The organism is Gordonia metallireducens (assembly GCF_021245825.1).
GTDB classification, from domain to species: domain Bacteria; phylum Actinomycetota; class Actinomycetes; order Mycobacteriales; family Mycobacteriaceae; genus Gordonia; species Gordonia namibiensis.
In genome coordinates this window covers 73,531-99,136 of record NZ_JAJQJP010000030.1, presented here as the reverse complement: position 1 = coordinate 99,136, position 25,606 = coordinate 73,531, and the positions used below count along the sequence as shown (strand labels likewise).

The following is a 25,606-nucleotide window of genomic DNA, read 5'->3' as shown; positions in this document are numbered from 1 at the left end:
ATGAGCGCGCCCGCCTGGGAGAGCATGGTCCGCGCGGCACTCGACGCCGCATCGTTGTCGGGAACCGACGACGTCCCGATCGGTGCCGTGGTCTTCGACCCCGAGGGTGTCGAGCTCGCGCGCGCGGCAAATCGCCGCGAAGCTGACGGTGACCCGACCGCACACGCCGAGGTGCTCGCCCTCCGTGCTGCCGCTCAGGCGTTCGGTGACGGCTGGCGACTCCCCGGGTGCACGATCGCGGTGACCGTCGAGCCGTGCACGATGTGCGCCGGCGCGATCACGCTCTCCCGCGTCGACGCGCTCGTCTTCGGGGCGTGGGAGCCCAAGACCGGCGCGGTCGGATCCCTGTGGGACGTCGTACGCGACCCGCGCCTCACACATCGCCCCCAGGTGAAGGGCGGCGTCCTCGAGGACGAGTGCCGGGCGCTGATGGTCGACTTCTTCGCGGCCAAACGCGAGCGCTGAGGCCGACTGCCGAATCGGGCACAAAAAGATCGGGGAGATATCAGGGTCGCGACCGATGGTCGGTGTCGTGCTGCTCTGGCAGATTGGACAGGTAGTCCCATCAGATCTCGAGGAGTAGCCATGTCCGACCCGGCCGACAAGGTCACCGCAGCCTTCGACACCGCCAAGTCCAAGATCAACGAACTGGCCGAGAGCGGCAAGGTGCAGGAAGCACTGGGCACCGCCCGCGACAAGATCGACGAGTTCGTCGAGAGCAAGCAGGTCCAGGATGCGCTCGGCACCGCCAAGGACAAGCTGAGCGAACTCGCCGAGAACGAGAAGGTCCAGGACGCCGTGACCACGGCCAAGGACAAGATCACCGAGGTCGCCCAGAAGTTCGGCAACCGCTGATCGCCCTCTGACCTGCAATTTCTGCAGGTCGGTGAGCGTCTGTGGCACCGTGGAAACCAGGAGTCAGCTCCTGACGACCCCTGCGTCGAGCCACTGGCGCGACGGTCGCCGAGTTCTTCCACCTCGGCCGGCACCGGGCCGCGCCGAACCTCACCGAGGAGGCTTCATGGGAACCACTGACGACGCCAAGAACAAAGCCGAAGAGCTGAAGGGCCGTGGCAAGGAAGCTGCCGGCAGCCTCACCGACGATCAGGATCTGAAGAACGAGGGCAAGGGCGACAAGGCCCAGGCCCAGGGCAAGCAGAAGATCAGCGAGGCCGCCGACGCCGTCAAGGGCAAGGTCGACGACGTCAAGGACAAGCTCACCGGCCACTGAGGTGCCCGCTGCACCCGGTTTTATGGCTCTGACCAGCTGATTTAAGACTCACAGCCCTGCTGCGGTACAGTCTTTCGCGGTGGCGTGTCCGAGCGGCCGAAGGTGCAGCACTCGAAATGCTGTGTGCGGTAACCCCGTACCGAGGGTTCAAATCCCTCCGCCACCGCCAGAGATGGCCCCTTATCTTCGCAGGTAGGGGGCCATTTCGCTGCCTAGACCGAGGTAGCTGTGTCCTCGTCTGCCCACACTTTGCCCACACTCTGAGGCGAGTACCGCTGATTCAGGGTGACTGCGACGGCGTCGAGATCGTCGTCGAACAGGTCCGCGTACACGTCGAGAGTGACCTTCGCGGAGGTGTGGCCGAGCATCCGTGCGAGCGCGAGAACGTTGACGCCGGCCGACACCGCCAGGCTCGCTGTGGTGTGCCGGAGGTCGTGCGGGGTGATGGTCTGTACCTTGGCGCGCTTCACGGCACCGGCGAACCATCCGCGGGTCGACTTCGGCCGTGCGAGGTATCCGCCACCCGGGCCGGGGAACACGAGGTCGTCGAGTTCCTTCCCTCGGCACTGCGCCGCGAGCTCGTCCAGAACGAATTGGGGGACCGGGACCGATCGTGTCTTGCGTGACTTCGTGCGTCCGACGGCATGCTCCACACCGAGCTGCACCGCGTTGTCGTGGACCGTCAGCCGGCGACGGAGGAACTCGACGTCGCGGACACGCAGAGCGACGAGCTCGCCCCACCGCAGACCGCAGTACGCGAGCACTAGTACGAGGACCCGGTGGTTGCCGGATTCGGTCGCGAGTCGGTCGACATCGGCGGCCGACAGGTAGACGTGACGCTTGCGGTCCTTCTTCGGCAGGTTCTCGACCCCGCGCGCAGGGTTGGCTGCGAGACGCCGGGACTTCACTGCGTCGTCGAGGATGCCGGCCAGCACGCCGTACGCCCGCAGGATCGTCGTCGCGCCGGCACCCTTACGGATCACCGTGCCGTCGCGGTCGGTGAGGCTGCGGCCCATCTCAGCGATCCACCGCTCGACCTCGCCGAGCTCGATGTCGGCGACGCGGCGGCGTCCCCACCTCGGTTCGACGTGGATGCGCCACGCCGAATCGAGAGTTCGGTAGTTCGACGGCGCGACGTCAGATTCCTTGCGGCGTAGCCAATCCGGTGCGAGCTCGGCGACCGTGATGCGTCCGAGGGCTGGGGCGATGTAGTTTCCGGAAAGCTTCTGTACTTCGACGGTCGCCGCGAACGCCTCCGCCTCACGCTTTGTCGTGAACCCGCGCTTATCGGTCTGGCGATGGTCCGGGGTTCTGTATCGAACCCGGTAACGCCGGCCGGACTTTGTCGAGTAGCTCTCAATTGTCGCCATCGCGACTGTCTTCTTTCGATACTCGATTCAGCGAGCTCATCATCGACTCCACCATTTCGGTCAACTTCGCCAACTCTCCCGGGTCGACTTCGGATGCGACTGCCGTCTCCCGCGCCTGATCTTCCTCGAAGGCCCATCGAGGAAAGTTACTGCGACGGAACTCATTACGCTGTCCGGGAGTGATCGTGCTTTCGGCGTCTAATGCGTAGTTCGCGCGGAGCCACTCCCACACCTGTCGCGCTGAATGGACGCCGGTTCCTGTTAGCTCGACAGGGGTGTCGTCCGAGGTGTCCGGCGGAGGCGCGAGGAGCGTGATTGGACTGACCGCCAGGGCCGCTGACAGGGCTACCAGATCGTCCACATCAATTCGCCGAGCGCCGCGCTCAATCTCGCTGATTGTGTTGTGGGCCATGGGTCTATCAGCGGGCATCCGTGCTGACAGGTCGCGAAGCGTGAGCCCGAGTCGCTTCCGGACCCGCGCAATGTTCTCACGAACCATGTGCCCCGTGGGGCCGAGCTCAACTCGCCTTGTCGCCATCTTGCAGATTCTAGGGCGGTACTTGCATAAGGGAAAGTCGTCGGGTATCACTGTGCATAACCCGAACATAAGACAGCATCATTTGAACGGAAGGAATGTCTTGCCCACTACCGACAACGCACTAGGGTCTGGGGCTGTCGGACTAGCGACACCCGACGAAGTCGCCGAGTATCTGCACACCACGCCAGCGTCGCTGGCGCAGGACCGGTATCACCACCGCGGGGCGCCGTACATCAAGCATGGACGGAAAGTTCTGTACAGGTGGACCGATGTCTATGCCTACCTGGAGGCCAATACCGTCAATCCCCAGGGCGTGGCCTGATGCGGTACGTCGATCTCGACGCGCACGCGGACGCCGGACTCGGTCTTGATGAGTTCGAAGGTCCGGCACGGTTCACCCGCCCATCGGAGCGGATCATCCCGCGTCCGGTGAACGGTGCGCAGATACCTGGAGACGGCCGCCCGAGCGGCGCCGACGTCATCCGGGCCGAAGCGCTGGCCTCCCTCGAGGGGCGCATCGCTCACGCGTGGTCGGTGTGGGAGGGCCTGACCGAGGGGCAGTCCCGCGACAACCTTGCCCGGTTCATCCATGACCTCGAGGACCGCGCCGATGCGCTCACAGAAGACCTCGACCGAGGAAACACAACGCCCCCGAAGACCAGTCCCGCCAAGAACCGGGTCGTCGAGGGCGAATCCACCACTCAGAAGGAGAAGTAGATGGCCACCACGATAGACCACCCGGCCGACACAACGCGAGGCCCTGTCGATCCAGCGACCGACATGCTGCGTGCGTTACTCGGCGATGTGCAACCCCGTTGCCTCGATGACCTGCTCGACCTGGCCGGCCTCGTCGGAGAGGTCGACGGCGGCCACCTCACCGCCCAGACGATCGGGGGGTTGCAATGAGCGCAATCCCTCTGCCCAAGTCCACACACGCGTCGTCGGTCCTCATATGCGAGGAGTGCGGCGCCGAGGCGCAGATCCTCGGTAGTCTCGACGGCCCGGACGCCACCGAGACCGTCGAGATGTGGAACCGGGAGCATGCCCAGTGTGGTGCCGATCCGGTGGCGTCGGCGTGGCAGTCCCTCGTCCAGCGCGGCGACGCCGAGTGCCTCATCGATTACGAGGACGACCTGGCGAAGCTGTCACGGATTCCGCGGCCGTCGTGGGCACCCGTCGAGCGGGATTCGATACGGGGGGCGATCCGGTCCTCGGCGTACCGGTCGCGACCAGTTGCTGTTCCTCTGACCCACCATGGCACGGAGGAATGCGACAACGGCCGGCTGATGTCTCGTTTCGAGGTCGCAGCGAAGCGGCTCGGGCAAGGAGAAAACCTCGTCGGCGTCACACTCAGCGTTGTCGTCGACAGCGAGTGGAGAAACGTCGGTGTGAACCTCACCCTCGACGAGGTTCACCGTCTCATCGAGGCCCTGGCCGCGGCCTGTGATTTGGCGGTGACGGAGTGAATGAGTCTGGCCACGTCGTGATCACCGACGACAACGGCACCGTGAAATCAGTGATCGACATCCCCCAGCTCAAGAACGACGCGCTTCGGCTGATGTACGAAATGGCCTCGACCGCAGGCGATGACGATGCCACCGGCGAGGTTGCCAAGCGATGGGCAGCGTCGAACGAACCCGAGTACTACGCGTATCTGACCGCGCTCGCACTGTCATTGATGACCAGTCTGGTTCTTGCTCCAGCTCTCGACTGCTGCGAGGCCGCCGGCGCTCGAATGCGCGACGCCGTCAAGGACGCAGCGGCAAGTGCAGAGGCGTCCCACGGGGGTGATCGCGATGCGTGACTGCGGCGGCAACGAGTGCACCGCACTGGTCCCACCATCGGGAGGTGATGCCGCACAGCCTCATTGAGAGGCCCTTCGTTTTGGGTGGCGCGGGCGTACGGCTCGCGCTTGGGCTCCTGGTCAAAAATCTCTACCCACTACCCAAAAGGGCCCCGACCTCGGCGGCGTTCGAGGTCGGGGCCCGGAAGGACATCCCACTATGTCTGCCAAACAGTCTACCGATACCTCTGCCGGGTATCCCGATGGATTCATCGACCCCGGTGACAAACTCCTCCTCGCCGCACTCCGCGGCGGCACCTACGTCCTTGCAGTCAGCTGCCGCGTGTGCGGGGCCCCGCTGACTGCCCGCCGTTCCAAGACCTTGGGAATTGGGCCGGCATGTCGGCGAAAGGAAGCGGCAGCGTGAGCGTCATTCCGATTCTGTCGAGCGTCTCTGAAATCCGGGCTTGGCATGCCGGCCTCCACGGAGAACACGGACTCATCTTCACCGCACCGTCATCCAGCCGAGAAGTGTCCTGGACCGCAACCCACGAGCGTCTCGATCCGGTCATACGGCGAGCAGCCCGGCACGGCGCGTTCCCGGCATTCGGAACCCACGACTGGCTCGATCTCACCGACGGAGACCCGCGGCTGGTCGGGTCGGTCTACCTCGCGGCGAGCATGTACGCGCTCCACCTGGAAAGTCGATCGCAGGCGACTGCGGAGGCTTCCCGTGAAGTGTCCACCGCTCAACCGTGGGCGGCACGCTTCCGTACCGAGCGCCAGCGGCAAGCGTGGCTCGAGGCGAACTCCTGGGCCAAGCGGGTGGTCGCGTGAGCGACGAGCTGACCCGCACAATCCAACTCCGCTGTGCAGCAGACATCCACGACGACGTGCCGACCTGGGCGTGGGAATACGGCGGGCGGGGACGCATCGCACTCGGAACCGCCGCGCTGTTCGCGGGCCGTCCCGGCGCTGGGAAATCGACGAGCGCGCGCTGGCTCGCATCCCAGGTGACGGTAGGAACCCTCGACGGGTGTTGGCTCGGCAAGCCGAGCAACATCGCCTACATCGCCCGCGAGGAGGCCGTTGAGTACATCGTCAAGCCGAGCTTCCGGGCGCACGGCGCCGACCTCGGCCGCGTGTTCTTCCCCGAGGTGGTCGAGACGTACGGAGACGAGGAACAGACGTCAGCGGTGACTACGCACGACATCCACGAACTCACCGAGCAGCTCATCGCTGCGCAAGTGCGGCTCGTAGTCGTCGACCCACTGATGTCGATGCTGGGCGCCAAGGCGGATGTCAACCGCAACAACGAGGTCCGAGCGATCCTCGACCCGTGGCGCAAGCTCGCCGAAGTCATCGACGGCGTGGTGCTCGGTGTCGCGCACCTGAACAAGAGCGGCAACGGTGACGTCGTCGCCGGCATCAATGGCTCCTCGGCGTTCGGCGAGATCGCCCGGGCGGTGTTCGGGTTCGCGAAGGACCCCAATTCCGACGACGGGGAACGCATCCTGTCGCAGGAGAAGAACAGCCTGGGAGACGAGAGCCTCGCGCTGCGGTATCGCATCGAGTCCACGACCGTGCAGACCGCGTCGGGCAAGTCCGCAGACGTCGCCCGGTTCGTGATACTCGGCGACTCGGACAAGAGCGTCGGCGATGTCCTGCGTGAAGCAAGCCGAGGTGCGGCCGAGAGGTCCAATCAACCGATCGACGCCTGGTTGCTCGAACTCCTCGAGACCGGGCCGGCCTGGCACGAGGACATCGCCGAGGAGGCCGCCGGGAACGGCTGGAGCAAGGACCAGCTGCGCCGCGCGAAGGACCGAATCAACGCCGACGCAACCGTCATCCGAGCCGTGAAGTCAGGCGGCCGGGGCGCCCCGTGGTTCTGGCTACGCGCCGACCTCGTCGGGTCCGTCTTGGCAACCGGAGGTCTGTACCCCTCAGAGCCGCCACCTTTGCCAGATTTGCCAAGTAAGCAGGTCAGTGGTTCGGACGCAGGATCTGTGACCTGGAATGATGGCAAACTCGGCAAAGACGGCGGCTCTACAGGTGACGGCCTGTCGGCTGCCGAGTCAGACGCGCTACAGCTCGCTGTGTGCAGTGTGTGCGGTCGTCCGTGCAAGCCGACGGTGAAGGCTCACGTCGAGTGCCTGACGAGCCGGGAGTCGGCATGAGAGGCCAGACGCGACGTGAGGCCGGGCCGGTCGCTCTGCTCACCGAGATCCTCCGCGGAACCGCCTCGTTGAGTGGCGCGGCATGTGTCGGATCTGCGGAACTGTTCGACCCGCGTGACCCGCACGAAGATGCGATCGGAGGCTATCGGCGACACTTCGCCGCGGCCCAGGTCTGCCGTCGGTGCCCGGTCATCGACGCGTGCCGCGAGTGGGCCGATGGCGATCGGAAGCAAGCGCAGTCGGTCACCGCCGGCCGCGTCCCGAAACCACCCGGGCGTCCGCGTCGATCGGAGAAGGGAGGGAGCGCGGCATGAGCAATTTCACGAAGACGGACGGAGCCAGGGCTCTCGGCCCAGTCGTGATGATCGAAGGGGAGGAAGCGCTGCGGCTCCTCAAGTTCGCGGTCAAGGCGGGCGTTGCGAAGCACGCCTACAACGGGATGCGGAACTCTGTACTCGACGTCATGTTCGCTGCTGCCACACAGGCTCTCGACGCAATGTCCGAATCAGGACATGTGGACGGTCAGGGTCCTCCTGACGAGACAGACTGTGATCCAACGGAACTGATCGATGCGAACGTCGCGGCGGAAATCCTCGGATTGTCACCGCGCCAGGTGCGCCGCTTGGGCCGGACGCTCGGCGGGAAACAACTTCCCAACGGGTACTGGACCTTCCACCGCGGAACGGTCGACGACTACGTCAGGGAGCGGAAACGTGAACGAAGCAGGAGCGCACCGACATAGCGTGCTCCTGTCGACGTTCGCGGTCGGCGCTCCGGCGACGAGCAGAAGTCCGGGACAGGCCCTCAGCGATTGCTGGGGGCTTTTCTCGGGCCCGCAGTCGGGCGGGGAAGGGAGCGCATCATCGCTACGGAGATAGGCGTTGCTTACCTGAGCATCATTCCCGAGACGAGCCGTATCGCACCCGGGATCCGCAACGCACTGAATGGTGCCGAGCGGGGCGCTGGGGATACGGGCCGTCGCATGGGTCACACCATGTCGACGGCGTTGGGCACTGCGCTCGGTATCGGTGTGTCGAAGGCTGCGGGCGCCGCGTCCCGGGTGATGCAGGATGCGTTCAAGGCTGGCTATGACCGGATCACCACGCTCGAGAAGGCTGACATCCAGTTCCGCAACATGGGGCTGTCGGCCGGCCAGACGAAGAAGCAGCTCGGCGATCTGAACAACATCGTGACCGGCACATCGACGTCGCTGTCGGATGCGGCTGCGGCGGCAGCGATGCTCGGCGGTGCTGGCGTACAGGCCGGCGACGACATGAACAACGCGGTCAAGGCGCTGGTGAACATCTCGTCGGCCTCCGGTGCGTCGGCGAAGGACATCGGCCTCGTCATGATGCAGATCAAGGCGTCGGGCAAGCTGATGGGCTCGGAGGCGCTGCAGCTCGCCCAGCGCGGCGTGCCGATCTACGACCTCATTGCGAAGTCGATCGGTAAGACGACTGCCGAGGTCCGCACCCTCGGCGAAGAGGGCAAGATCTCGTTCGACCAGGTTGTGAAGGCCATCAACGATGGCACAGGAAACCTCGCGAAGGAGATGGGCGAGACCCTTCCCGCGAAGCTCGCCAACTTCCGGACTGCGATGGGCCGCCTGTCGGCCGCCGGCATGGAACCGTTCCTGCTTCGCGCGAAGGGTGGCGTCGTCGGCCTGACCGACGCCGTGAACACCCTGACGCCGAAAATGAAGGACTTCGCGCTCGCCGCCGACGCGAAGATCTTCGAAGACTGGGTGCCGCAGCTCAAGAACCTTTATGCCACCCTCGAGGGTTCGGGCGCACTTGACCAGGCTGCCGAGACGTTCGGGGCGCTCTGGGATTCACTGATGGGGCTCGGGCCCGCTGCGCGAACGATCGGCGCAGCGCTTGCTGAGGCATCTGCGGCGCTTGGCGTCGGCGGCTGGCAACTCTTCCTTGCGACGGTGCAGACCGCGTCGGGCGTCCTACAGGGACTCGCCCCGGTTTTGGAGACTGTCGGCAATCTGATGGAGGCGCACCCCGGCTACGTGACCGCGGCCCTGGCCGCGTGGATGGCGTTCCGCACGGTGCCCGCAATCCTCGGCCGAGTTACGTCGGCGCTTGGGCCGATGCACACCGGGATCACCCGTGTCGGAACAGCTTTCGGCGGCGTTCGCCCGGCGATCAGCGGCTTCACGGATGCCTACCGGACCTCGCTCGCCTACGTGCGTCAGGCGAATCCGCAGATCTCGACCGCAGGTGCGCACATCCGCGTGCTAGGCGCCAACGCGGGCATGGCCGCATCGGGTGGGCTCAGCGCGCTGCGGGGCGCGGCTGGTGGCCTCTCTGCGGCACTGGGCGGGCCTCTGAATATCGCGCTCATGGCCGCGGGGGCATACCTACTCATGGGTGCGCAGGCACACGCGGATGCCACACAGAAGGCGAAAGCGCAGGAGCAGGCAGTAAAGGATCTCGCGACGGCGCAGCGCGACATGGGCGGCGCATTCCGCGAGACTCGCGGCCAGATCAACGACGACACCTGGTCTCGTGCCGCCGAGCAGGTCGAGGCGTACCAGAAGACTCTGGCGACTACTGCCGATCGGCATAAGTCGACCTGGGACCAGCTGAAGGAAGTCGGCGGCATCTACAAGTGGGCGACCGGCGCTAGCCGCTCACTGAACGAGAACGCCGAGCGTGCGATGGCCGCAGAAAAGGCGATCAAGGATCTCGGTCTCACCAACGAAGAAGTCGCGCGCCAGCTTTACGGTACCGACGGACAGTGGAAGCTGCTCGCCGACCGCCTCGTCGCCACCGGCGAGGGCGGCACCATGGCGGCCGGTCAGATGCAGAAGATGCGTGATGAGTTCATGCGTCAGCGCGAGTCTGCCGCCCGCGTGGCACCCGGCGTCTCCGAACTCGGAGACGCGATGCGCATCCTGGGCGACAAGACCTCGTCGGCTGCAGAGAAGACCCGCGCACTGAAGTCGGCTCTCGATGCACTGAACCCTGCCCGCACCGAAGGTGAGGCGATCGCCAAGCACAACGAGGTGATGCGTCAGGTCGCCGAGTCGACGAGGGAAGCGATCAACCAGAGCGAAGGCTTCGGTTCTGCGCTCATCAGCCAGAAGCTCGGCATCGACACCGCGACGAAGAACGGTGCAGCGCTGCGCCAGTCGCTCGTCGACATCGTGGATGCGACCACCGACGCCGCGGCATCGGGTGCGGATATGACCGAGCGCAACCGCGAGAACCAGGCTGCACTGCAGCAACTCGCGAAGCAGTACGGTCTGTCTGCCGAGGAAATCCGTTTGGCCGCTGACCGTCTCGGCCTCGACGACGTCGAAGTCACGATGGCACTGAAGGGCGCCCCAGAGGCGATCCAGCAGCTGGCGGCAATATCGGCGAAGTGGAACGACGTTCCAGGCCAGAAGACCATGACCATCGACAGTTCGGCGGTCACGCAGGAGACGCAGGGCATCCTGGAACGCCTCGGCGCGACGGTCGAGCGGATCCCCAACACCAACCAAGTGAAGATCACCGCCGACGACGCGGACGCTCGGGCGAAGATCCTGCTCGTAACGCAGAACGTTGCTGTGCTGAACGCACTGACCGCAAACCCGAAGATAGACCTGGACAAGTACTCGTTCGACCTCCGCAACGCGGAGGCTCGGGCCGCGCTCGAAGGCCTGGACCGTACTTCGGTCTCTCCCGCCGCCGGCCTCGTCATCGACCAGCTCCTGCAGGGCAAAGCCGTGTCGATGGATCAGCTCAACATCCTGTCGCAGACCACGGCGAACCCCAAGGTCGACATGGAGATCGCCGCGATCATGAAGAAGCTCGGCTTGATCAACACCGAGCTGGACCGGACCGCACGAGAGCGACAGGCGTACATTAACGTGCAGACTCGGGGTCTCAACCTCGGCGATCGCACGCCGGATGGTCATGTGTGGCGCGGTCCAGGCCTCGCGACGAACTCAGAGGGGTCGATCCGCCGGTATGCGAACGGCGGCTTCCGCGACCTCGAGCAATACGCGAACGGGAAGCTGCCGAATCAGGCCGTGATCGAACGTGCTCGACCGAACAGCCTCATCCAGTGGGCTGAACCGGAAACCGGTGGCGAGGCATTTATCCCGCTCAGTGAGGGGAAGCGCGGCCGCTCGACCGACATCCTCGCGACCGTCGCGAAGATGTTCGGATTCGACCTCATCCCTGCGGGGAAGATGCCGAACAGCATCTCGGGAATCTTCGGGGAGATGGCTGGCGGGGCAGTGTCGCGGCTCATGGCGAAGGGTGGGCGCAAGTTCGCCGATGGTGGCATCACCGGTGACGCGCTGAAGCGCCTCGCTGAAGGCGCTGGCGCATCGCAGCCGCTGACGGGCGCCCCGTATGTCTGGGGTGGCGTGAACTGGGGTGACTGCTCGGGCGCGATGAGCGCATTCGCGCGCGCCGCAGCAGGTCTCGATCCGTTCGGCGGTCGATTCTCCACCGCCACGATGGGCGCGCAGATTCAGCAGATGGGCGGCCAGCTCGGCCGCGGCGGATCGGGCGACATGCGTTTCGGGTGGCGCAATGGCGGCGCGGGCGGCGGCCACACGGCCGGAACCCTGCCCGACGGCACCAACGTCGAAATGGGCGGCGGCAACGGTGGCGGCATGATGGGCGGTTCGGCGGCCGGTGCCGACGATCCGTCGTTCACCGATCACGCCTACTTCCGTGTGGGCTCGGCATGGAGCGACCCCGGCTCTGATCCCGGCGGCTGGGTGCAGCGTCCGGACGGCACCTGGGAGCAGGTCGGCTCGGGCAACTACGGCGCCGGGAGTGGCAGCACCTCAGGCGGCAGCACCGAGAGGTCGATCTCCGGCCTGTTCGGTGACGCGGTCAAGGCCGGCGTTGTCGGCCAGCTGCAGGACATCTTCTCGGTCTTCGGCATCAGTGATACCCCGGGTGTGGTCGGTGCTTACTCCGAGTACATGAACATGCGGAACCAGAGCGGCAACAGCTCGGGCCCGACGGTGCCGAAGGAGGAGCGCGACCGGGCGAAGGCGGAACTCGATGCGGCGAAGCAGTCCCTGAAGGAGGACTACGAGTCGGCCAAACTCGCCCGCAAGCAGGACTTCGAGCAGAAGAAGCAGGAGCTCGAGAACGAGCACACGCTGAAGAAGATCGACCGGGCGACCTATGAGCGGAAGCTGAACGAGCTCAAGCACAAGCAGGAGCAGGACGACCTTGCGAAGAAGCAGGAGTACGACTCCCGTGTGGCTGAGGCGACGTCGCGTTACAACTCGGCGATCGGCAAGACGCCGAAGCCGGGCGAGCCGGGCTCCGATCCGTCGGCGACGCTGGGGCTGAAGCAGAAGTACGAGGACGAAAAGCTCGCGCGGAAGCAGAAGTACGACGCGGAGCGGGAAGCGCGTCGGGCCCGGTATGAGGCCGATAAGAAGGCGCTTGATGCCGAGAAGAAGAACGGTCTCGACAAGGCGATTCACAAGCGCCGCAGCGAGGAGCTGAAGGCGCAGCTCGACTCCGATCTGCGCGGGATGCAGACTCGCTACGAGTCGAACGAGCTCGCGAAGAAGCAGGAGTACGAGCGGGCCGCCAAGTCGGTTCCGAGTGCGCCGCAGCAGCGTCCGGGCGTCACTGACCCGGGCACGACGAAGCCGCGGCCGGGTGAAGACATGGGCGGCGTCGGTGGTCCCGGTGTCGCGCCGACGGGCAACGCGATCAAGGATGCGTTCCGGTCGGGTCTGCGCGAGGCGTGGCGTCAGGGTCCACCGTGGGATGCCACCAACTGGATCGTGAACAAGGAGTCGACCTGGAATCCCGAGGCGCGCAACGGGAAGTACTACGGCGCCGGCCAGTACAGCCCGGAGGCGTGGGCCGCGGCAGGCAAGACGCCGGGGCCAGATCCGCGCACCCAGGGCGAGGTCTTCGACCACTACGTCGGCGAGCGCTACGGCGACCCGCTGAAGGCGAAGGCGCACCACGAGGCGAACAACTGGTACGACCAGGGCGGCATCGGCAACGGCATCGGCGACATGCAGAAGCGCATCCTCGAGCCGGAACGTGTTCTGTCCCCGCGGCAGACGCAGGCGTTCGAGGAGATGGTTCGCCGGGACTTCCAGGGCGGCGCAGGCAATGTCGGCGAAGTCGTCGCTGAACTCCGCCAGGTCGTCACCATGCTCGCGAAAATGGGCCCCGGCGTCCAAATCAACAACCCCACATTCGCCAGCGAGTCGCGAATGGTCAAGGAGCAGCGCGACTTCGTCTCGCGGCAGCTGATGAGGACGGGCGGGTGATGAGCGTCCTGCAGTCGATCCGCGAGGACATCGCAGCAGAGCTCCGAGCTGCGCGCTACTGGGGTCAGACCCAACGACTCCTAGACGGGATGGGCACCGACGACCTGGTCGACACGGCCCGCAACCTCCTCGCCTCTGCCAACCCCACTGAACGCAGAGCACTGCAACACGAGCTCGGGCCCTACCTCGTAGCCCGGGGCATCCCAACCACAGTCAGCGACAACCTGTCGCCGACGCCACCTCGATAGCCAGCAGCAACCCTGGAAGGAATACACCATGTCTCTCGCCTACCTCGAGTCCCAGATCACCGACGTCCGCAACCGCGCAGACAACGTCCGAACCAACTACGAGAACGCTGTCCGACAGGTCAAGGACAACACCTCGCTGTCCGACTTGGGCAAACGTGAAGCGCTGCAACATCACTACGAGACCGCCAAGGAAAGCCTGAGCAAGCTGCGACAGCAGGAGGTCGACCTCGTCGAGGACCGTAAGCAGAAGCTCTCGAAGGAGCTGTTCGGGCTGACCGGCACCACCAGCAGCGACCCCAACCAGATCATCGCCTACCGAGACGCACAGGACAGAGCGGCCCGCATCGAAAGCGGTGATGACGCCCGACGACTCCTCGGCACCGCGAAGCTCTCCGACGACAAGAGCCTCGTCTCCGCCATCCTCGCCCGAGCCGTCAGCGAAGGCTGGACCGACATCATGACCGAGCACCTCAAGGACAAGCCGGCAGCCGAGGAGAAGCTCCGCGACCTGCAGAAGCTCCAGGAGTACAACACCTTCGCCTCCGCCGGCTTCACCTACATGGTCAGCAACCTGTTCAGCGGCGTCTGAAGCTTGGTCGAGGGGCGGAAGGGGGTGGGGGGTGCCACCCTCCCGCCCCGAGTTTCGCTCCTCACGGCATTGGCTGTCCCCTCCCCGAAACCCTGAATCGAATCGACCTTTGGAGGTCCTGATGACGCAGCCGGCAGGCGTTCAGCCACCTGACCTGCCCTCACCGCCGCCGGGCCTAGGCGATGCCGGCCGAGCTTTGTGGGCGCGGACGATCGAGGAGTACGAGGATCTGTCGGCACACGAGGAGCAGCTGCTACTCGAGGCGTGCCGGACCGCGGACGCTCTCGACCGGTTGCAGCGGACGCTCGACCGGGATGGGGTACTGAACGAGTCGTCACAGGGAACGCGTGTACATCCCGCACTGCCTGAGCTTCGCCAGCAGCGTGTGACGTTCGCCCGCCTGATTGCAGCCCTGGGTTTGCCTACCGGCGAGCAGGACGAGTCTTCGCCGAAGCCGCAACGGCGCTCAGCGCGAGGGACGTACGGGATCAAAGGCGTGGTTCCCTAGAATGAGGCGCCGGTCGCACTGGCAACGAGGGCGGACAACGCACGGAGCACTACCGCCAGATGAGCTGCGGTTGTTTCGCGTCTGGTGCGATCGCAGAGGCTACGAGGGGTGGGAGTGCACGGGGCCCGAGCCGGGCGACGGTAGCTATCCAGACGTCTTCGAGGTGTGGTGCGAGGAGAGAAGGATGTGGGCAGAGGAGCACGGCTACTGGCCTGGTGACCCTGGGGACTGCGGAGATGACCGCCGCGGGGATGACCCTCACGTGCTTGTGGTTCGGCTCGCGGAAGAGCTTGACGAGGCGATCAACGGCGATACTCCTGACGCCCCATGGTCAGCAATCGAACAGTTCCTCTGAGTGACCGAGTGCCTCCGCTTAGCCGGGTCACTAGCATCTGTCGAATGGACTGCAGAACTCCCCGGTGTCGGCAGATCTGATGCCCCGTAGACGAATAAGCGAGGTCGAGGCGGAGCTTCGGAGACATCTCAAATCCGACCGGGAGTTCATAGCTTCCCTAATGCGCGAGGTTCGCGACCTTCGCGAGGCGGCTTGGCCCCGTCCCGTCGAACCTACAGCTGACGGCAGGCGTGTCTATAGCGAACCGCCCGAGTTCTCGACGATCCGATTCTTCAAGGACCGATTCCGCTTCGTCTCAGTCCGGGTCGACGACACTTGGTATACGAGTTCGCAGCTGGACAGGTACACAACCGACGTCACAGAGCTGGACTATCAACCCGTTTTCCAGCTTGAGACGTGGGACCGGATCTGTGAGGTGGCTGACCGAATCGAGCTGGCGACGGAGTGGCGTGCCCTCGACTAAGTGCGTCCGCTGACCGGAGGAATTCTGCGCTGGGAACCGCGTAGCCCAGGTCGTCCGAACTACAGTCACCCCGGTGAAGGACAAGCGATGCAGCTGACCACGAGTCGCCTGATAACGATCCTTGCCGCCGCCGGGGCGGTGGTCATGCTGATCGTGTGCGTACCGCTGATGGTGTCGACAATGCGCGCACCGGGCGCGGACTGTGGGACGGTCTTCTCGTCGTCTGACTCTTGGACCTACTCATCGAGTTTCGACTCGAGCGATACCTCCTCGTACTACGAGGGCGCGAGATCACAGGCGGACATTCGAGCGGGTGCCGAGGCTGCGATCGGTGACTGGTACGCCGACATGAGCCGCGGCGCCGCTGCGTACGAGTACTGCGAAGACAGACACTCGGATCGACGGATTCTGCTGATCTCACTCGGCTCGGTCGCCGTCGCGCTGGCGGCCGCCGCCGGCGCCGTGTGGTGGGTGGGCCGGAGTCGAGCGTCAGCATGATCGGACGTCCCTGTCGATGAACTTTGTGAGTCCGAACTGTGGCCACTGAAGCCGCGCTACGTCAAGCACCACCTGTCCCGCGAGGGCGGCAAGTTCCAAGGACTCGGTACCCGCATCGGCCGGAAGTGGCTGCTGTCCGACGAGGATGTGCAAGCCATCAAGGACCGGCTGCACGAGAAGCAGGTTGAGGACAGCGCGCCTCCGAATCCGTCTGGCCTTTCTCCGCGCTCGCGGCTTGCGCGCGAGCTACGTGCTACGCAGCAGTGAAGCGTACTTCAAGTCCCGAATCGTGGGTGGCACTCGACTCGAGCGGGCCTGACGAGGTCCGGCACGCTTACGCGCGGCGGGAGGACTGGAGTGTCGCCCATGGACGAACACCGCCAAGTCCAGCGCGACTTCCAAGCCATACGGAACTGAGCCACTTGGGGGAAGGGCCCCCGCGTCGACCCAACTCGCCCCATGGCATTGGCGGCACCCCATACGAGGTACCCCTACCCCGCGTGGGTCGAAAGGACATGAATTGTCAGTGCCCTGCATGATCTGGGGTGAGTGTGCAGGTTGACACGCGGTAGCCTGGGGTAACCAGGGAACTACTTGTCGTAGTCTGCGGTTATACCTAACGAACCCGCTGGAGTATCGACGACTGAACGGAAGGAGACGTGCGATGACTGGTAAGCCAACTGCGCTGGATGTCGCTCAGTACGTCTACAACCGGCTTGGATGGGTCGATGCTTGGAGGCTGGAGAAGTTGACATACTTCTCCCAAGTTTGGCACCTCGCCTGGGATGGTCGACCGATATTCGATGACCAGTTCGAAGCTTGGCCAGACGGACCTGTGGTTCGCGATCTGCATCGCGTCAACAAGTACGACCGCCAAGGTGGTGTCTGGGGTACGGCGTTGCCGGGCGCCGATCCGGCCAGGCTGAGCGACACAGCGCGGGCAAGCATCGATCGGGTGCTGGACTTCTATGGCAAGCTGCCCAAATCGGAGTTGATCGCGCTGACGCACGAGGATGCGCCGTGGCGAGTTGCACGGGGTGGTCTCGCTGATGATTCGTACTCGTCGGAGGCTCTGTCAGTGACTGAGATGCGGCGTTGCTACACCGCAAAGGTAATTGCCGGCAAGGAAGACATCCCGACGGCTCCGCCGACCAGTGCTGTTGGGGTGTCGGGTCCGGGATACGCGGCCGCTGTAGCGCGACAAACGTCTCGATGGGCTGGTGCGCTGGACTTACTCGCTGATCGGTGAGCTACTACTGTCTCGAGCCTGACGACGTCGTCGGCACGAATCTGAGCATCGTGGGTCAGCACTTGCACGCAGTCACTGGGCGATCCGATCTGGAAGGTGCACTTGGACGTCCGCTGCACACATGGGGCGGAAACCTGCTCTATCCCACTCTGCTGCAGCGGGCGGGTGTCCTACTCCACGGTCTCGTGCATGCTCACGCCTTCTTTGAGGGAAACAAGCGGACAGCTTGGGTTTCCACTGTCATCTATATGGAGGCGTTTGGAGCGTGTCTCGGCGCTCATCTGACGGACTTAGAAGTTGCAGATTTCGTCGAGGGTGTGGCTAACCACAGCTTCGATGAGGCGGGGGTTGCGATGTGGCTTGCAGGTCACCTGGACTAGGACTGTGCCCACATTCTGCCCACAATTGCCCACGATCTGGGCTGACTAACAGTGCTGTCGGCTGAGCTGTATTCCCTGGTTGGAGGTGTTTCCGGGGCCTGGCCAGGTGGGTCGATTAGGGTTCAAATCCCTCCGCCACCGCCAGAGATGACCCCCCGTCCTCACGGATGGGGGGTCATTTCTCTTCGGGGACCCCGTCGCGGAGAAATCTGAGGGCATCCTCGGTCTCGGCGACCCGGTCCGCGCCGAGTGCCGCCTCCCACCGCACGCGAATGCGGTCGAAGGCCGCGCTTCCGACTCTGATGGCCTCGCGTCCGCGGGCGGTGATGCGCAAACTCTTGCGCCGGGCGTCGTCGGCGTCCGCGGCGCGTTCGACGTAACCCAACCCTTCCAGCGCGGTGATCGTCTTCGCTGCGGCCTGTCGCGAGACGCCCAGACGCCGGGCGAGGGATGCCGCGTTGCCCGCTCCGTCGTCGATGGCCTCCATGGCGAGTTCGTTGGTCACGGTGAGGCCCGGGTGTCCGGCGTCGGCCAGTTCTTCGACGACCTCGCGCGTCATCGCATCGAAGGTCTCGAGCAGCAAGCGGGCGAACTGGGCCCCGCGGGAAACATCCACGACCGGAGGTTACCGACCGCCTCGGCTATTGACAACCAGGTTGACAGAAATCTACCGTATTGACAACCAGGTTGACAGAACGAGGGAATGGTCATGAGTGTGGAAGCGCGTAGTACAACCAGGGCGACGATCCCCGAGGTGGAACACCACGTCGCGTACGTGAACGGGACGTCGCTGCACTATGTCTCGGCGGGGAGCGGTGGTTCGCCCATCCTGCTCGTCCACGGATTCCCGGAGTCGTGGTGGACATTCCACCGATTGATCCCATTGTTGGCGAAGAACCACCAGGTGTTCGCCGTCGATCTGCGCGGTTTCGGTGACTCTGCGGTCGCGGGCGAAGGCTTCGGTGGTGCCATGGCGGCGGATGATCTACATCAGCTCATCCGGTACCTCGCTGTTGGTCCCATGCATGTTCTGGCGCAGGACATCTCGGGCGGCTCGGTCTATCGGCTCGCCTCCGCGCATCCCGAACTCGTGCGGAGCCTGATCGGGGTGGAGATGGGGCTCGCCGGGTTCGGTCTCGAAGGGTTCGCCGATGTCGTCCACGGGGGATCGTGGCACATCGGTGCGTTGGCCGCACCGGGGATCGCCGATCTGCTGTTCGCCGGGCGGGAACGGAAAGTCCTCGGCGACTGGGCGTTTCCGACGATGACGCGTGTCGAGGGGGCGGTCGACGAAGCCGATCTCGACGAGTTCGTGCGGGTGTTCGCGCGAGAAGGTGGCTGGCGAGGAGCGGCGGGCCTGTATCGATCCATGCTCTCCGAGGGTGATGAGTTCCGGGCCAAGGCGGTGGTGTCGTTGACCATGCCGATGCTCGCGGTGGGAACCTACGGTGGCCCGTTCACCGCTCGGACACTGGCTCAGATCTCGGCCGGGCCCGTCTCCGCGATCGAGTTCGACGGCGTCGGGCATCATGTCGCGCTCGAGGCGCCGGGTCGCCTGGCAGGGGCGGTCGGCGGCTTCTTGGCTGACGTGGACGGCTGACGCGTCGACGAGTGGGCGGCGATCGCGCGGGCGCCGCTTTGTGCTCCGAGCACAAACGACCCTCCCAAGTCTGGCCTCCCGGACCGTTTCAGATCACTTTGCGGTTGCTTAGTGTTCTGGATCACACACCGGAGGACGAACGTAGATCTGCTTGGGGAGGGCCTACCCGTGACCAGTTCCTATTTCGCCTGGGACCTGACAAGACGCGGCGACGCACCGTGCGTACGCGACGACGTGACCGCACTCGACTACGCGGCATTCGCCGAACGTGTCGACGCCGCGGCCGAGCAGTTCGCCGCTCGAGGTGTCGGACGGGGTGACGTGGTGGCGACCTTCCTGCCGAACCGCGTCGAACTACTGATCACGTTGATGGCGGCCTGGCGACTCGGGGCGGCCGCCACGCCCGTCAATCCCGCCTTCACGCCCGACGAGGCCGAATACCAGCTCGCGGACTCGGGCGCACGGCTCGTCATCGGAGTGACCGCGGGCGGCACCGATCCCGATCGTGACTTCCTTCCCGTCGACGACCTCGCCACCTCGTCGAATCCGCGCTGGCGGGCCCCGGCCGCGCCGAGCTTCGACGACGACGCCCTGCTCATCTACACGTCCGGCTCGACCGGTCGGCCCAAGGGTGTGCGCCTCTGCCACGGGAACCTGCACCACATGGGATCGTCGATGGCGCAGCACTTCTCGCTCACCAATTGGGACCATGCCCTTCTCGTCCTGCCGCTGTTCCACGTCAACGCCATCTGTGTGAGCTTCCTGGCCCCGATGCTCGTCGGCGGGCAATTGAGCATCACCGGCAAGTTCTCGCCCGGCCGATTCTTCGACGACGTCGCGCGACTGAAGCCGACGTACTTCTCCGCGGTTCCGACCATCTACGCACTCCTCGTCTCGCAGCCCGGCCTCACCCCGGACGCCACCGCGTCGCTGCGATTCGCGGTCTGCGGCGCTGCCCCGATCTCCAAGGAACTGCTCGACCGCGTCGAACAGGCCTTCGGCATCCCGATTGTGGAGGGTTACGGGCTCACCGAGGGCACCTGCGCGTCCGCCTGCAACCCGGTCGACGGTGTGCGCAAACTCGGCTCGGTCGGGCCTGCGCTCCCGGGCCAGCACATCGTCATCGTCGACGCCACGGGCGCCGAGGTGCCGACCGGTGAGATCGGGGAGGTGGTCATCAGCGGACCGAATGTCATGCGCGGCTACCTGAATTGCCCCGACGCCACCGCGTCGACCGTCGTCGACGGCCGGCTGCACACCGGCGACGTCGGCCGCCTCGATTCCGACGGCTACCTGACCCTCGTCGACCGGATCAAGGACATGATCATCCGCGGCGGCGAGAACATCTACCCGAAGGAGATCGAGAACGCGCTCGCCACCCACCCCGACGTCCTCGAATGCGCCGTCGTCGGCGCCCCCGACGAGCTCTACGGCGAGCTGCCGGTCGCCTTCGTGGTCACCTACCCGGACCGCAGCCCGTCCGCCGAGGAACTCGCCGCCCACATCGCCGACCGGCTCGCGAAGGTCAAGCAGCCCAGCGTGATCCACGTCGTCGAGGCACTGCCGCGCAATCCCGTCGGCAAGATCGACAAACCGACCCTGCGCAACGAGTTGCGCAGCCCGGCAACCATCTGAACGACCCCGAACGATCCACCAACTCGCAGCCGTCGGGCTGCCGAGGCGATACCCCACGCGCCGCGGACCCCCGCGACGCCCGAATCCGGTGCCGGCCACCGCAAGAAGGAGTGCACAGCAATGGGACTCACCCAACCCGATTTCCCGCAAGTGGACCCGGAGACATTCCTCCAGAGACCGTTCTTCGACCGCATCCGCACACTCGGCGCCCATTGGGCCGATTACGGATTCGGCACACCGAAGATGGTGCACATCATCTATCTGGCGAAGGTCTTCGTCTTCTACGTCGGCGTGGGGATCACCATCGCGACCCTCACGTCCGGGCTCAACCCACTGCACATCACCGAGTGGTGGAACCAGCCCATCGTCTACCAGAAGGCGATCCTGTGGACGGTGCTGGTGGAGATCCTCGGCATCGGCGGCTCCTGGGGTCCGCTGGCCGGCCACTTCAAGCCGATGACCGGCGGCCTCCTCTACTGGTTGCGCCCCAAAACGATTCGGCTCCCACCGTGGCCCGACAAGGTGCCCTTCACCAGGGGTGATTCCCGCACCCCCTTCGACGTCGCGATCTATGCGCTCATCCTGACGAATCTCGTTGTGGCGATCGCACTTCCGGGTGTCACCTCGAACTCGCTCGACGCCGCGATGGCCGACAACCAGGGCCTGGTCAACCCGACCCTGATGTACCCGCTGATCGCCCTGATCGTCGTGATGGGACTACGGGACAAGGTCATTTTCCTGGCCGGACGATCCGAGCAGTATCTGCCCGCCATGATCTTCTTCGGAATCCTGCCGTTCGTGGACATGATCCTCGCGCTCAAGCTGCTGATCGTGACCGTCTGGGTCGGTGCCGGCATCTCCAAGATGGGCCACCACTTCTCGATGGTGATCCCGCCGATGCTGTCGAACACCCCGTGGCTGCCGAGCAAGACCGTCAAGCGTTCGCACTACCGCAACTTCCCTGAGGACATGCGGCCGTCGAAGCTGGCCGGCGGTGTCGGACATGTGCTGGGCACCATCGTCGAGATCGTCACGCCCCTGGTGCTGCTGTTCTCCACCAACAAGACCCTCACCGTGGCCGCGGTCGTGCTGATGGTGTGCTTCCACCTCTTCATCCTGTCGACGTTCCCGCTGGCCGTCCCCCTCGAATGGAACATGCTGTTCGCCTACGCGTCGGTGTGCCTGTTCCTCGGGTTCCCGGCTTGGGACGGTTACGCCCTCACCGACACATCGACCCCGTGGGGCCTGGTGCTGATCGTCGCGGCGCTCTGCTTCTTCCCGGTCCTGGGCAACCTGCGGCCCGACCTCGTCTCCTTCCTGCCGTCGATGCGTCAGTACGCCGGCAACTGGGCGTCGGCGACCTGGGCGTTCGCGCCGGGCGCCGAGGAGAAACTCGACAAGCACGTCGTGCGGCCGGCCAAGAACACCCGCACGCAGCTGCTCGAGTCGTACCCGCCCGAGGTCGCCGATGTGGTGATGCACCAGTTGCTCGCCTGGCGGTCGCTGCACAGCCAGGGACGCGCGCTGTACTCGCTGATGATGCGTCACCTCGGTTCCGACATCGACACCTACACCCTGCGGGAGGCAGAGTTCTCCTGTAACTCGCTGGTGGCCTTCAACTTCGGCGACGGACACCTCCACGACGAGAAGCTGATCGCCGCCCTGCAGCGACGCTGCAACTTCGCGCCGGGTGAGTTCACCGTCGCGTGGATCGAGTCGCAGCCGATCCACAAGGGCACGCAGAGCTACAAGGTGATCGACGCCGCGCTGGGTGTCATCGAGACCGGCACCTACCGGGTCGTCGACGCGATCAACGAACAGCCCTGGCTGCCGAACGGGCCGATCCCGTTCGAGGTCGAGTGGACGCTCGACGTTGACGCCCGTCGCGCGGTCACCGATCCTGAGGTGGTGCGTGAACCGCAGATGCGCCGCAACGACCGCGGCAGGTCGCCCGTACCGGCGACAGACCAGGTGCAGCAGTGACCACTGCTGTCGTGGTCGGCGGCGGGCCCAACGGGCTCGCCGCCGCCCTGCACCTGGCCCGCAACGGGGTGCAGGTGACGGTACTGGAAGCCGCCGACACGGTCGGGGGTGGCGCACGGTCCGGCGAACTGACCGTCCCGGGCGTCATCCACGACCACTGTTCGGCGTTCCATCCGCTCGGAGTGGGGTCGCCGTTCTGGGCCGAGGTCGGGCTCGAGAAGTACGGGCTGGTGTGGAAGTGGCCGGAGATCGACTGCGCCCACCCGCTCGATTCCGGTGACGCCGCGCTGCTGTACCAGTCGATCACCGAGACCGCCGCCGGCCTCGGTTCCGACGGCAGCCGCTGGCAGTCGCTGTTCGGCGACCTGGCCGAACACTTCGACGACCTCGGCGAGGACCTGCTCCGGCCGATCGTCAACGTCCCCGGGCACCCGATCCGCCTGGCGGCCTTCGGTCCTCGCGCGGTGCTGCCGGCGACCGTGCTCGCGCGGTGGTTCCGAACCGACCGGGCGCGTGCGCTCTACGGCGGCATCGCCGCGCATCTGTTCTCCCGTCTCGACCGGCCGTTGACGGCTTCACTCGGTCTGATGATCGCCGCAAGCGGGCATCGATACGGGTGGCCGGTTGCCGAGGGCGGTTCCGGCGCCATCATCGCGGCGGTGTCGGCGGCGCTGCTCGACGCCGGCGGCAAGATCGAGACCGGAGTCCGGGTCAGCTCCCGTGCGGACATCCCGCCAGCCGACCTCGTCCTGCTGGATCTGTCGCCCGCACAAGTGCTCTCGATCTACGGTGACGCCATGCCTGCGCGAGTTCGCCGTTCTTACCGGCGGTACCGCGTCGGGTCGTCGGCTTTCAAGGTCGATTTCGCCATCGACGGCGACATCCCGTGGACCAATCCGGATTGCGTGCGGGCCGGAACCGTCCACCTCGGCGGCGATTTCGACGAGGTTGCGTACACGGAGAAGCAGCGCGCCGCGGGGGTCATGCCGTCCCGGCCGTTCGTCCTGCTCGGTCAGCAGTATGTCGCCGATCCCAGTAGGAGCGCGGGCGGCATCAACCCGATCTACGCCTACGCGCACGTCCCACGGGGCTTCGACGGCGACGCCACCGATCAGATCGTGGCGCAGATCGAGAGATTCGCGCCGGGCTTCCGCGACCGCATCGTCGACACGACGAGCATGGGGACCGAGGCGCTGCACCAGGGCAACGCCAACTTCGCGGCCGGCGACATCATCGGCGGCGCGAACGACGGCCTGCAGATGGTCCTGCGACCCCGCCTCGCGGTCGATCCGTACTCGACAGGCGTTCCGGGCGTGTACATCTGCTCCCAGGCGAGCCCGCCGGGCGCCGGTGTGCACGGGCTGTGCGGCTACCACGCCGCCGAGTCGGCGCTACGGCACAACCGTAAGAGCTTGGTGCGGTGACCGGTTCGGGTTCCTTCCGGTCGATGTCGACGGCCGCCGGTGACGCCGCCCGCGACCGGCTGGCCGGGGTACCCGCCGCCGCCGGTTCCGAGCTCCTCGAACATGCGGCGCTGGTGGCGAAGATGTTGCGGGAGAGCGAACCCGAGATCGTCGCCGAACTGAGCTCGATGATGACGGGCATCGATCAGCTCGACACCGACCCGAAACTCGTCGAGCTCCTCGAGGCCAGCGTCCACGGTAACGTGTCGACGATCATTCACGTACTCGCCAACGACATTCCCATCGAGCATCTCCAACCCGCCACTGCAGCAGTGGAATACGCGCTTCGGCTGGCGCAGCGTGACGTGCCGTCGAACTCACTCGTCCGGGCGTACCACATGGGACAGAACAGCATGATGCACCGCTGTTACCGGCTGGTCGAGGAACTCGACCTCGATGCCGAGGCCTCCATGGCGCTCATCCGGCACATCTCAGATGTCGTCTTCGGCTACATCGACTGGATAACGCTCTACGTGTTCGAGGCCTACGAGGACGAGCGCCGCCGGTGGCTCGGCGTCGAGGGCAACGTGCAGTCGGCCGCCATCCACACGTTCCTCGACAGCCTCGACGCCGACGACCGCGACTTCGAGAGCGAGACCGGATACCGCCTGGAACGGCGGCATCTCGCGCTGATCGTGTGGTCGGCCGACGACGATCCGCGCGAGCTGGGCGCGCTCACCCGCGCGGCGCGAGACCTGGCCGTACAGATCGGTGGCGGAGGGGACCCGATCGTCACCGCGATCGACCGGTCGACCGTCTGGGCCTGGATTCCCTTGGCAGTTCGCGGCGACGACGACAGCGTTGCGCAGGCAACGGTGCCGCCGGGGGTCAGGGTCGCCTGGGGCCTCCCGGCGTCGGGTGCGCGTGGTTTCCGGCGCACACACGAGCAGGCCCGCGCCGCCTATTCGGTCGCCACGACGCCGGGGAGTTCGGCCGGACAGGTCGTCGGCTTCGGCGACCGGGGTGTCGCCGTCGTGTCATTACTTGCCCGCGAACTGGATTCGACGCGTGCCTGGGTCCACGAAGTACTGGGCGGACTCGCCGAGGACACCCCGAACGCGGCGATGCTGCGCGAGACGCTGTCGGTGTACTTCGCCACGAAGGAAAGTCACCTCCACACCGCCGAACGCCTGAACCTGCACCGGAACACGGTGAAGTACCGCGTCGGGAAGGCGCTGGCCGAGGTGCCGCGCGACCGCGACCGCCTCGACCTCGCCCTGGCCCTCAAGGTCTGCGAGTTCCTCGGCCCGACGGTGCTCGACCGCTGACCG

The 25,606-nt window shown here is 65.6% G+C and carries 26 protein-coding genes and 1 tRNA gene; 24 read left to right on the top strand and 3 right to left on the bottom strand.

The features are described 5' to 3' along the window. The 4 genes from LQD00_RS11880 (at position 1) to LQD00_RS11865 (ending at position 1,400) form a co-directional block, all read left to right on the top strand. Complete coding sequence (locus tag LQD00_RS11880; protein WP_232717409.1) at positions 1–465, top strand: nucleoside deaminase; 465 nt, start codon at positions 1–3, stop codon at positions 463–465. 120 nt (positions 466–585) lie between these two features. Continuing rightward, positions 586–855 carry a hypothetical protein gene (locus LQD00_RS11875; RefSeq protein WP_232717408.1) on the top strand — a complete coding sequence of 90 codons (270 nt, stop codon included), beginning with the start codon at positions 586–588 and terminating at the stop codon, positions 853–855. Between the two features lie 166 nt (positions 856–1,021). Then, the gene (locus LQD00_RS11870; protein ID WP_006867147.1) at positions 1,022–1,231 is read left to right on the top strand and encodes a CsbD family protein; all 210 of its coding nucleotides are present in this window, start codon (positions 1,022–1,024) and stop codon (positions 1,229–1,231) included. Between the two features lie 78 nt (positions 1,232–1,309). Next, positions 1,310–1,400, top strand: a tRNA-Ser gene (locus LQD00_RS11865). Positions 1,401–1,443: 43 nt separating this feature from the next. On the opposite strand, the gene LQD00_RS11860 is transcribed toward LQD00_RS11865, so the two are convergent. Both LQD00_RS11860 and LQD00_RS11855 read right to left on the bottom strand, forming a co-directional pair. Beyond that, the gene (locus LQD00_RS11860) at positions 1,444–2,601 is read right to left on the bottom strand and encodes a tyrosine-type recombinase/integrase (protein WP_232717407.1); all 1,158 of its coding nucleotides are present in this window, start codon (positions 2,599–2,601) and stop codon (positions 1,444–1,446) included. Further along, a complete protein-coding gene (locus tag LQD00_RS11855) occupies positions 2,588–3,100 on the bottom strand; it encodes a helix-turn-helix domain-containing protein (RefSeq protein WP_269784932.1) in 513 nt (170 codons plus the stop codon). The genes LQD00_RS11860 and LQD00_RS11855 overlap by 14 nt, the downstream gene beginning before the upstream one ends. 360 nt (positions 3,101–3,460) lie before the next feature. Between LQD00_RS11855 and LQD00_RS11845 the strand changes: the two genes are divergently transcribed. The 15 genes from LQD00_RS11845 to LQD00_RS22890 all read left to right on the top strand — a co-directional run bounded on the left by LQD00_RS11845 (position 3,461) and on the right by LQD00_RS22890 (position 17,654). Continuing rightward, complete coding sequence (locus LQD00_RS11845) at positions 3,461–3,856, top strand: hypothetical protein (RefSeq protein ID WP_232717404.1); 396 nt, start codon at positions 3,461–3,463, stop codon at positions 3,854–3,856. 185 nt (positions 3,857–4,041) lie between these two features. Beyond that, positions 4,042–4,605, top strand: a complete 564-nt coding sequence (locus LQD00_RS11840; protein WP_232717402.1) for a hypothetical protein — start codon at positions 4,042–4,044, stop codon at positions 4,603–4,605. Between the two features lie 17 nt (positions 4,606–4,622). Then, positions 4,623–4,943 carry a hypothetical protein gene (locus tag LQD00_RS11835; RefSeq protein WP_232717401.1) on the top strand — a complete coding sequence of 107 codons (321 nt, stop codon included), beginning with the start codon at positions 4,623–4,625 and terminating at the stop codon, positions 4,941–4,943. A gap of 199 nt (positions 4,944–5,142) precedes the next feature. Beyond that, a complete protein-coding gene (locus tag LQD00_RS22895) occupies positions 5,143–5,349 on the top strand; it encodes a DUF6011 domain-containing protein (RefSeq protein ID WP_406567011.1) in 207 nt (68 codons plus the stop codon). Further along, the gene (locus LQD00_RS11830; protein WP_232717399.1) at positions 5,346–5,759 is read left to right on the top strand and encodes a DUF2742 domain-containing protein; all 414 of its coding nucleotides are present in this window, start codon (positions 5,346–5,348) and stop codon (positions 5,757–5,759) included. Before LQD00_RS22895 ends, LQD00_RS11830 begins: the two co-directional genes overlap by 4 nt. Then, complete coding sequence (locus LQD00_RS11825; RefSeq protein ID WP_232717398.1) at positions 5,756–7,099, top strand: AAA family ATPase; 1,344 nt, start codon at positions 5,756–5,758, stop codon at positions 7,097–7,099. Before LQD00_RS11830 ends, LQD00_RS11825 begins: the two co-directional genes overlap by 4 nt. Beyond that, complete coding sequence (locus LQD00_RS11820) at positions 7,096–7,413, top strand: WhiB family transcriptional regulator (protein ID WP_232717397.1); 318 nt, start codon at positions 7,096–7,098, stop codon at positions 7,411–7,413. The genes LQD00_RS11825 and LQD00_RS11820 overlap by 4 nt, the downstream gene beginning before the upstream one ends. Continuing rightward, positions 7,410–7,841 carry a hypothetical protein gene (locus LQD00_RS11815; protein WP_232717395.1) on the top strand — a complete coding sequence of 144 codons (432 nt, stop codon included), beginning with the start codon at positions 7,410–7,412 and terminating at the stop codon, positions 7,839–7,841. Before LQD00_RS11820 ends, LQD00_RS11815 begins: the two co-directional genes overlap by 4 nt. A gap of 240 nt (positions 7,842–8,081) precedes the next feature. Then, entirely contained in the window at positions 8,082–13,364 is a 5,283-nt protein-coding gene (locus LQD00_RS11810) for an aggregation-promoting factor C-terminal-like domain-containing protein (protein WP_232717393.1), read from the top strand. Continuing rightward, entirely contained in the window at positions 13,364–13,612 is a 249-nt protein-coding gene (locus LQD00_RS11805) for a hypothetical protein (RefSeq protein ID WP_232717392.1), read from the top strand. The genes LQD00_RS11810 and LQD00_RS11805 overlap by 1 nt, the downstream gene beginning before the upstream one ends. A gap of 28 nt (positions 13,613–13,640) precedes the next feature. After that, complete coding sequence (locus LQD00_RS11800) at positions 13,641–14,201, top strand: hypothetical protein (RefSeq protein ID WP_232717391.1); 561 nt, start codon at positions 13,641–13,643, stop codon at positions 14,199–14,201. 927 nt (positions 14,202–15,128) lie between these two features. Beyond that, the gene (locus LQD00_RS11795) at positions 15,129–15,527 is read left to right on the top strand and encodes a hypothetical protein (protein ID WP_232717389.1); all 399 of its coding nucleotides are present in this window, start codon (positions 15,129–15,131) and stop codon (positions 15,525–15,527) included. A gap of 87 nt (positions 15,528–15,614) precedes the next feature. Further along, a complete protein-coding gene (locus LQD00_RS11790; protein WP_232717387.1) occupies positions 15,615–16,025 on the top strand; it encodes a hypothetical protein in 411 nt (136 codons plus the stop codon). A gap of 664 nt (positions 16,026–16,689) precedes the next feature. Further along, positions 16,690–17,274, top strand: coding sequence for a Panacea domain-containing protein (locus LQD00_RS11785; RefSeq protein ID WP_232717385.1), 585 nt, complete (start codon positions 16,690–16,692; stop codon positions 17,272–17,274). Beyond that, entirely contained in the window at positions 17,271–17,654 is a 384-nt protein-coding gene (locus LQD00_RS22890) for a type II toxin-antitoxin system death-on-curing family toxin (RefSeq protein ID WP_406567009.1), read from the top strand. The genes LQD00_RS11785 and LQD00_RS22890 overlap by 4 nt, the downstream gene beginning before the upstream one ends. Positions 17,655–17,829: 175 nt before the next feature. Here the strand turns inward: LQD00_RS22890 and LQD00_RS11780 are convergent, their stop codons facing one another. Then, positions 17,830–18,270, bottom strand: a complete 441-nt coding sequence (locus LQD00_RS11780; RefSeq protein ID WP_232717384.1) for a MarR family winged helix-turn-helix transcriptional regulator — start codon at positions 18,268–18,270, stop codon at positions 17,830–17,832. Between the two features lie 93 nt (positions 18,271–18,363). Here LQD00_RS11780 and LQD00_RS11775 point away from each other — a divergent pair, with 93 nt between their 5' ends. The 5 genes from LQD00_RS11775 (at position 18,364) to LQD00_RS11755 (ending at position 25,603) form a co-directional block, all read left to right on the top strand. Beyond that, positions 18,364–19,254 carry an alpha/beta fold hydrolase gene (locus LQD00_RS11775; RefSeq protein ID WP_232717383.1) on the top strand — a complete coding sequence of 297 codons (891 nt, stop codon included), beginning with the start codon at positions 18,364–18,366 and terminating at the stop codon, positions 19,252–19,254. A 168-nt stretch (positions 19,255–19,422) separates the two neighbouring features. After that, complete coding sequence (locus tag LQD00_RS11770; protein WP_232717381.1) at positions 19,423–20,889, top strand: class I adenylate-forming enzyme family protein; 1,467 nt, start codon at positions 19,423–19,425, stop codon at positions 20,887–20,889. Between the two features lie 120 nt (positions 20,890–21,009). Beyond that, positions 21,010–22,872 carry a DUF3556 domain-containing protein gene (locus LQD00_RS11765; protein ID WP_232717379.1) on the top strand — a complete coding sequence of 621 codons (1,863 nt, stop codon included), beginning with the start codon at positions 21,010–21,012 and terminating at the stop codon, positions 22,870–22,872. Further along, entirely contained in the window at positions 22,869–24,296 is a 1,428-nt protein-coding gene (locus tag LQD00_RS11760) for a phytoene desaturase family protein (protein ID WP_232717378.1), read from the top strand. The genes LQD00_RS11765 and LQD00_RS11760 overlap by 4 nt, the downstream gene beginning before the upstream one ends. Positions 24,297–24,319: 23 nt before the next feature. Further along, positions 24,320–25,603, top strand: a complete 1,284-nt coding sequence (locus LQD00_RS11755; RefSeq protein ID WP_232717535.1) for a PucR family transcriptional regulator — start codon at positions 24,320–24,322, stop codon at positions 25,601–25,603. Positions 25,604–25,606 lie beyond the last annotated feature (3 nt).

Coding starts and splice junctions, on each gene's coding strand:
- LQD00_RS11880 (WP_232717409.1), top strand. CDS start 1: ATGAGCGCGCCCGCCTGGGAGAGCATGGTCCGCGCGGCACTCGACGCC.
- LQD00_RS11875 (WP_232717408.1), top strand. CDS start 586: ATGTCCGACCCGGCCGACAAGGTCACCGCAGCCTTCGACACCGCCAAG.
- LQD00_RS11870 (WP_006867147.1), top strand. CDS start 1,022: ATGGGAACCACTGACGACGCCAAGAACAAAGCCGAAGAGCTGAAGGGC.
- LQD00_RS11860 (WP_232717407.1), bottom strand. CDS start 2,601: ATGGCGACAATTGAGAGCTACTCGACAAAGTCCGGCCGGCGTTACCGG.
- LQD00_RS11855 (WP_269784932.1), bottom strand. CDS start 3,100: ATGGTTCGTGAGAACATTGCGCGGGTCCGGAAGCGACTCGGGCTCACG.
- LQD00_RS11845 (WP_232717404.1), top strand. CDS start 3,461: ATGCGGTACGTCGATCTCGACGCGCACGCGGACGCCGGACTCGGTCTT.
- LQD00_RS11840 (WP_232717402.1), top strand. CDS start 4,042: ATGAGCGCAATCCCTCTGCCCAAGTCCACACACGCGTCGTCGGTCCTC.
- LQD00_RS22895 (WP_406567011.1), top strand. CDS start 5,143: ATGTCTGCCAAACAGTCTACCGATACCTCTGCCGGGTATCCCGATGGA.
- LQD00_RS11820 (WP_232717397.1), top strand. CDS start 7,096: ATGAGAGGCCAGACGCGACGTGAGGCCGGGCCGGTCGCTCTGCTCACC.
- LQD00_RS11815 (WP_232717395.1), top strand. CDS start 7,410: ATGAGCAATTTCACGAAGACGGACGGAGCCAGGGCTCTCGGCCCAGTC.
- LQD00_RS11810 (WP_232717393.1), top strand. CDS start 8,082: ATGGGTCACACCATGTCGACGGCGTTGGGCACTGCGCTCGGTATCGGT.
- LQD00_RS11805 (WP_232717392.1), top strand. CDS start 13,364: ATGAGCGTCCTGCAGTCGATCCGCGAGGACATCGCAGCAGAGCTCCGA.
- LQD00_RS11800 (WP_232717391.1), top strand. CDS start 13,641: ATGTCTCTCGCCTACCTCGAGTCCCAGATCACCGACGTCCGCAACCGC.
- LQD00_RS11790 (WP_232717387.1), top strand. CDS start 15,615: ATGCAGCTGACCACGAGTCGCCTGATAACGATCCTTGCCGCCGCCGGG.
- LQD00_RS11785 (WP_232717385.1), top strand. CDS start 16,690: ATGACTGGTAAGCCAACTGCGCTGGATGTCGCTCAGTACGTCTACAAC.
- LQD00_RS11775 (WP_232717383.1), top strand. CDS start 18,364: ATGAGTGTGGAAGCGCGTAGTACAACCAGGGCGACGATCCCCGAGGTG.
- LQD00_RS11765 (WP_232717379.1), top strand. CDS start 21,010: ATGGGACTCACCCAACCCGATTTCCCGCAAGTGGACCCGGAGACATTC.
- LQD00_RS11755 (WP_232717535.1), top strand. CDS start 24,320: ATGTCGACGGCCGCCGGTGACGCCGCCCGCGACCGGCTGGCCGGGGTA.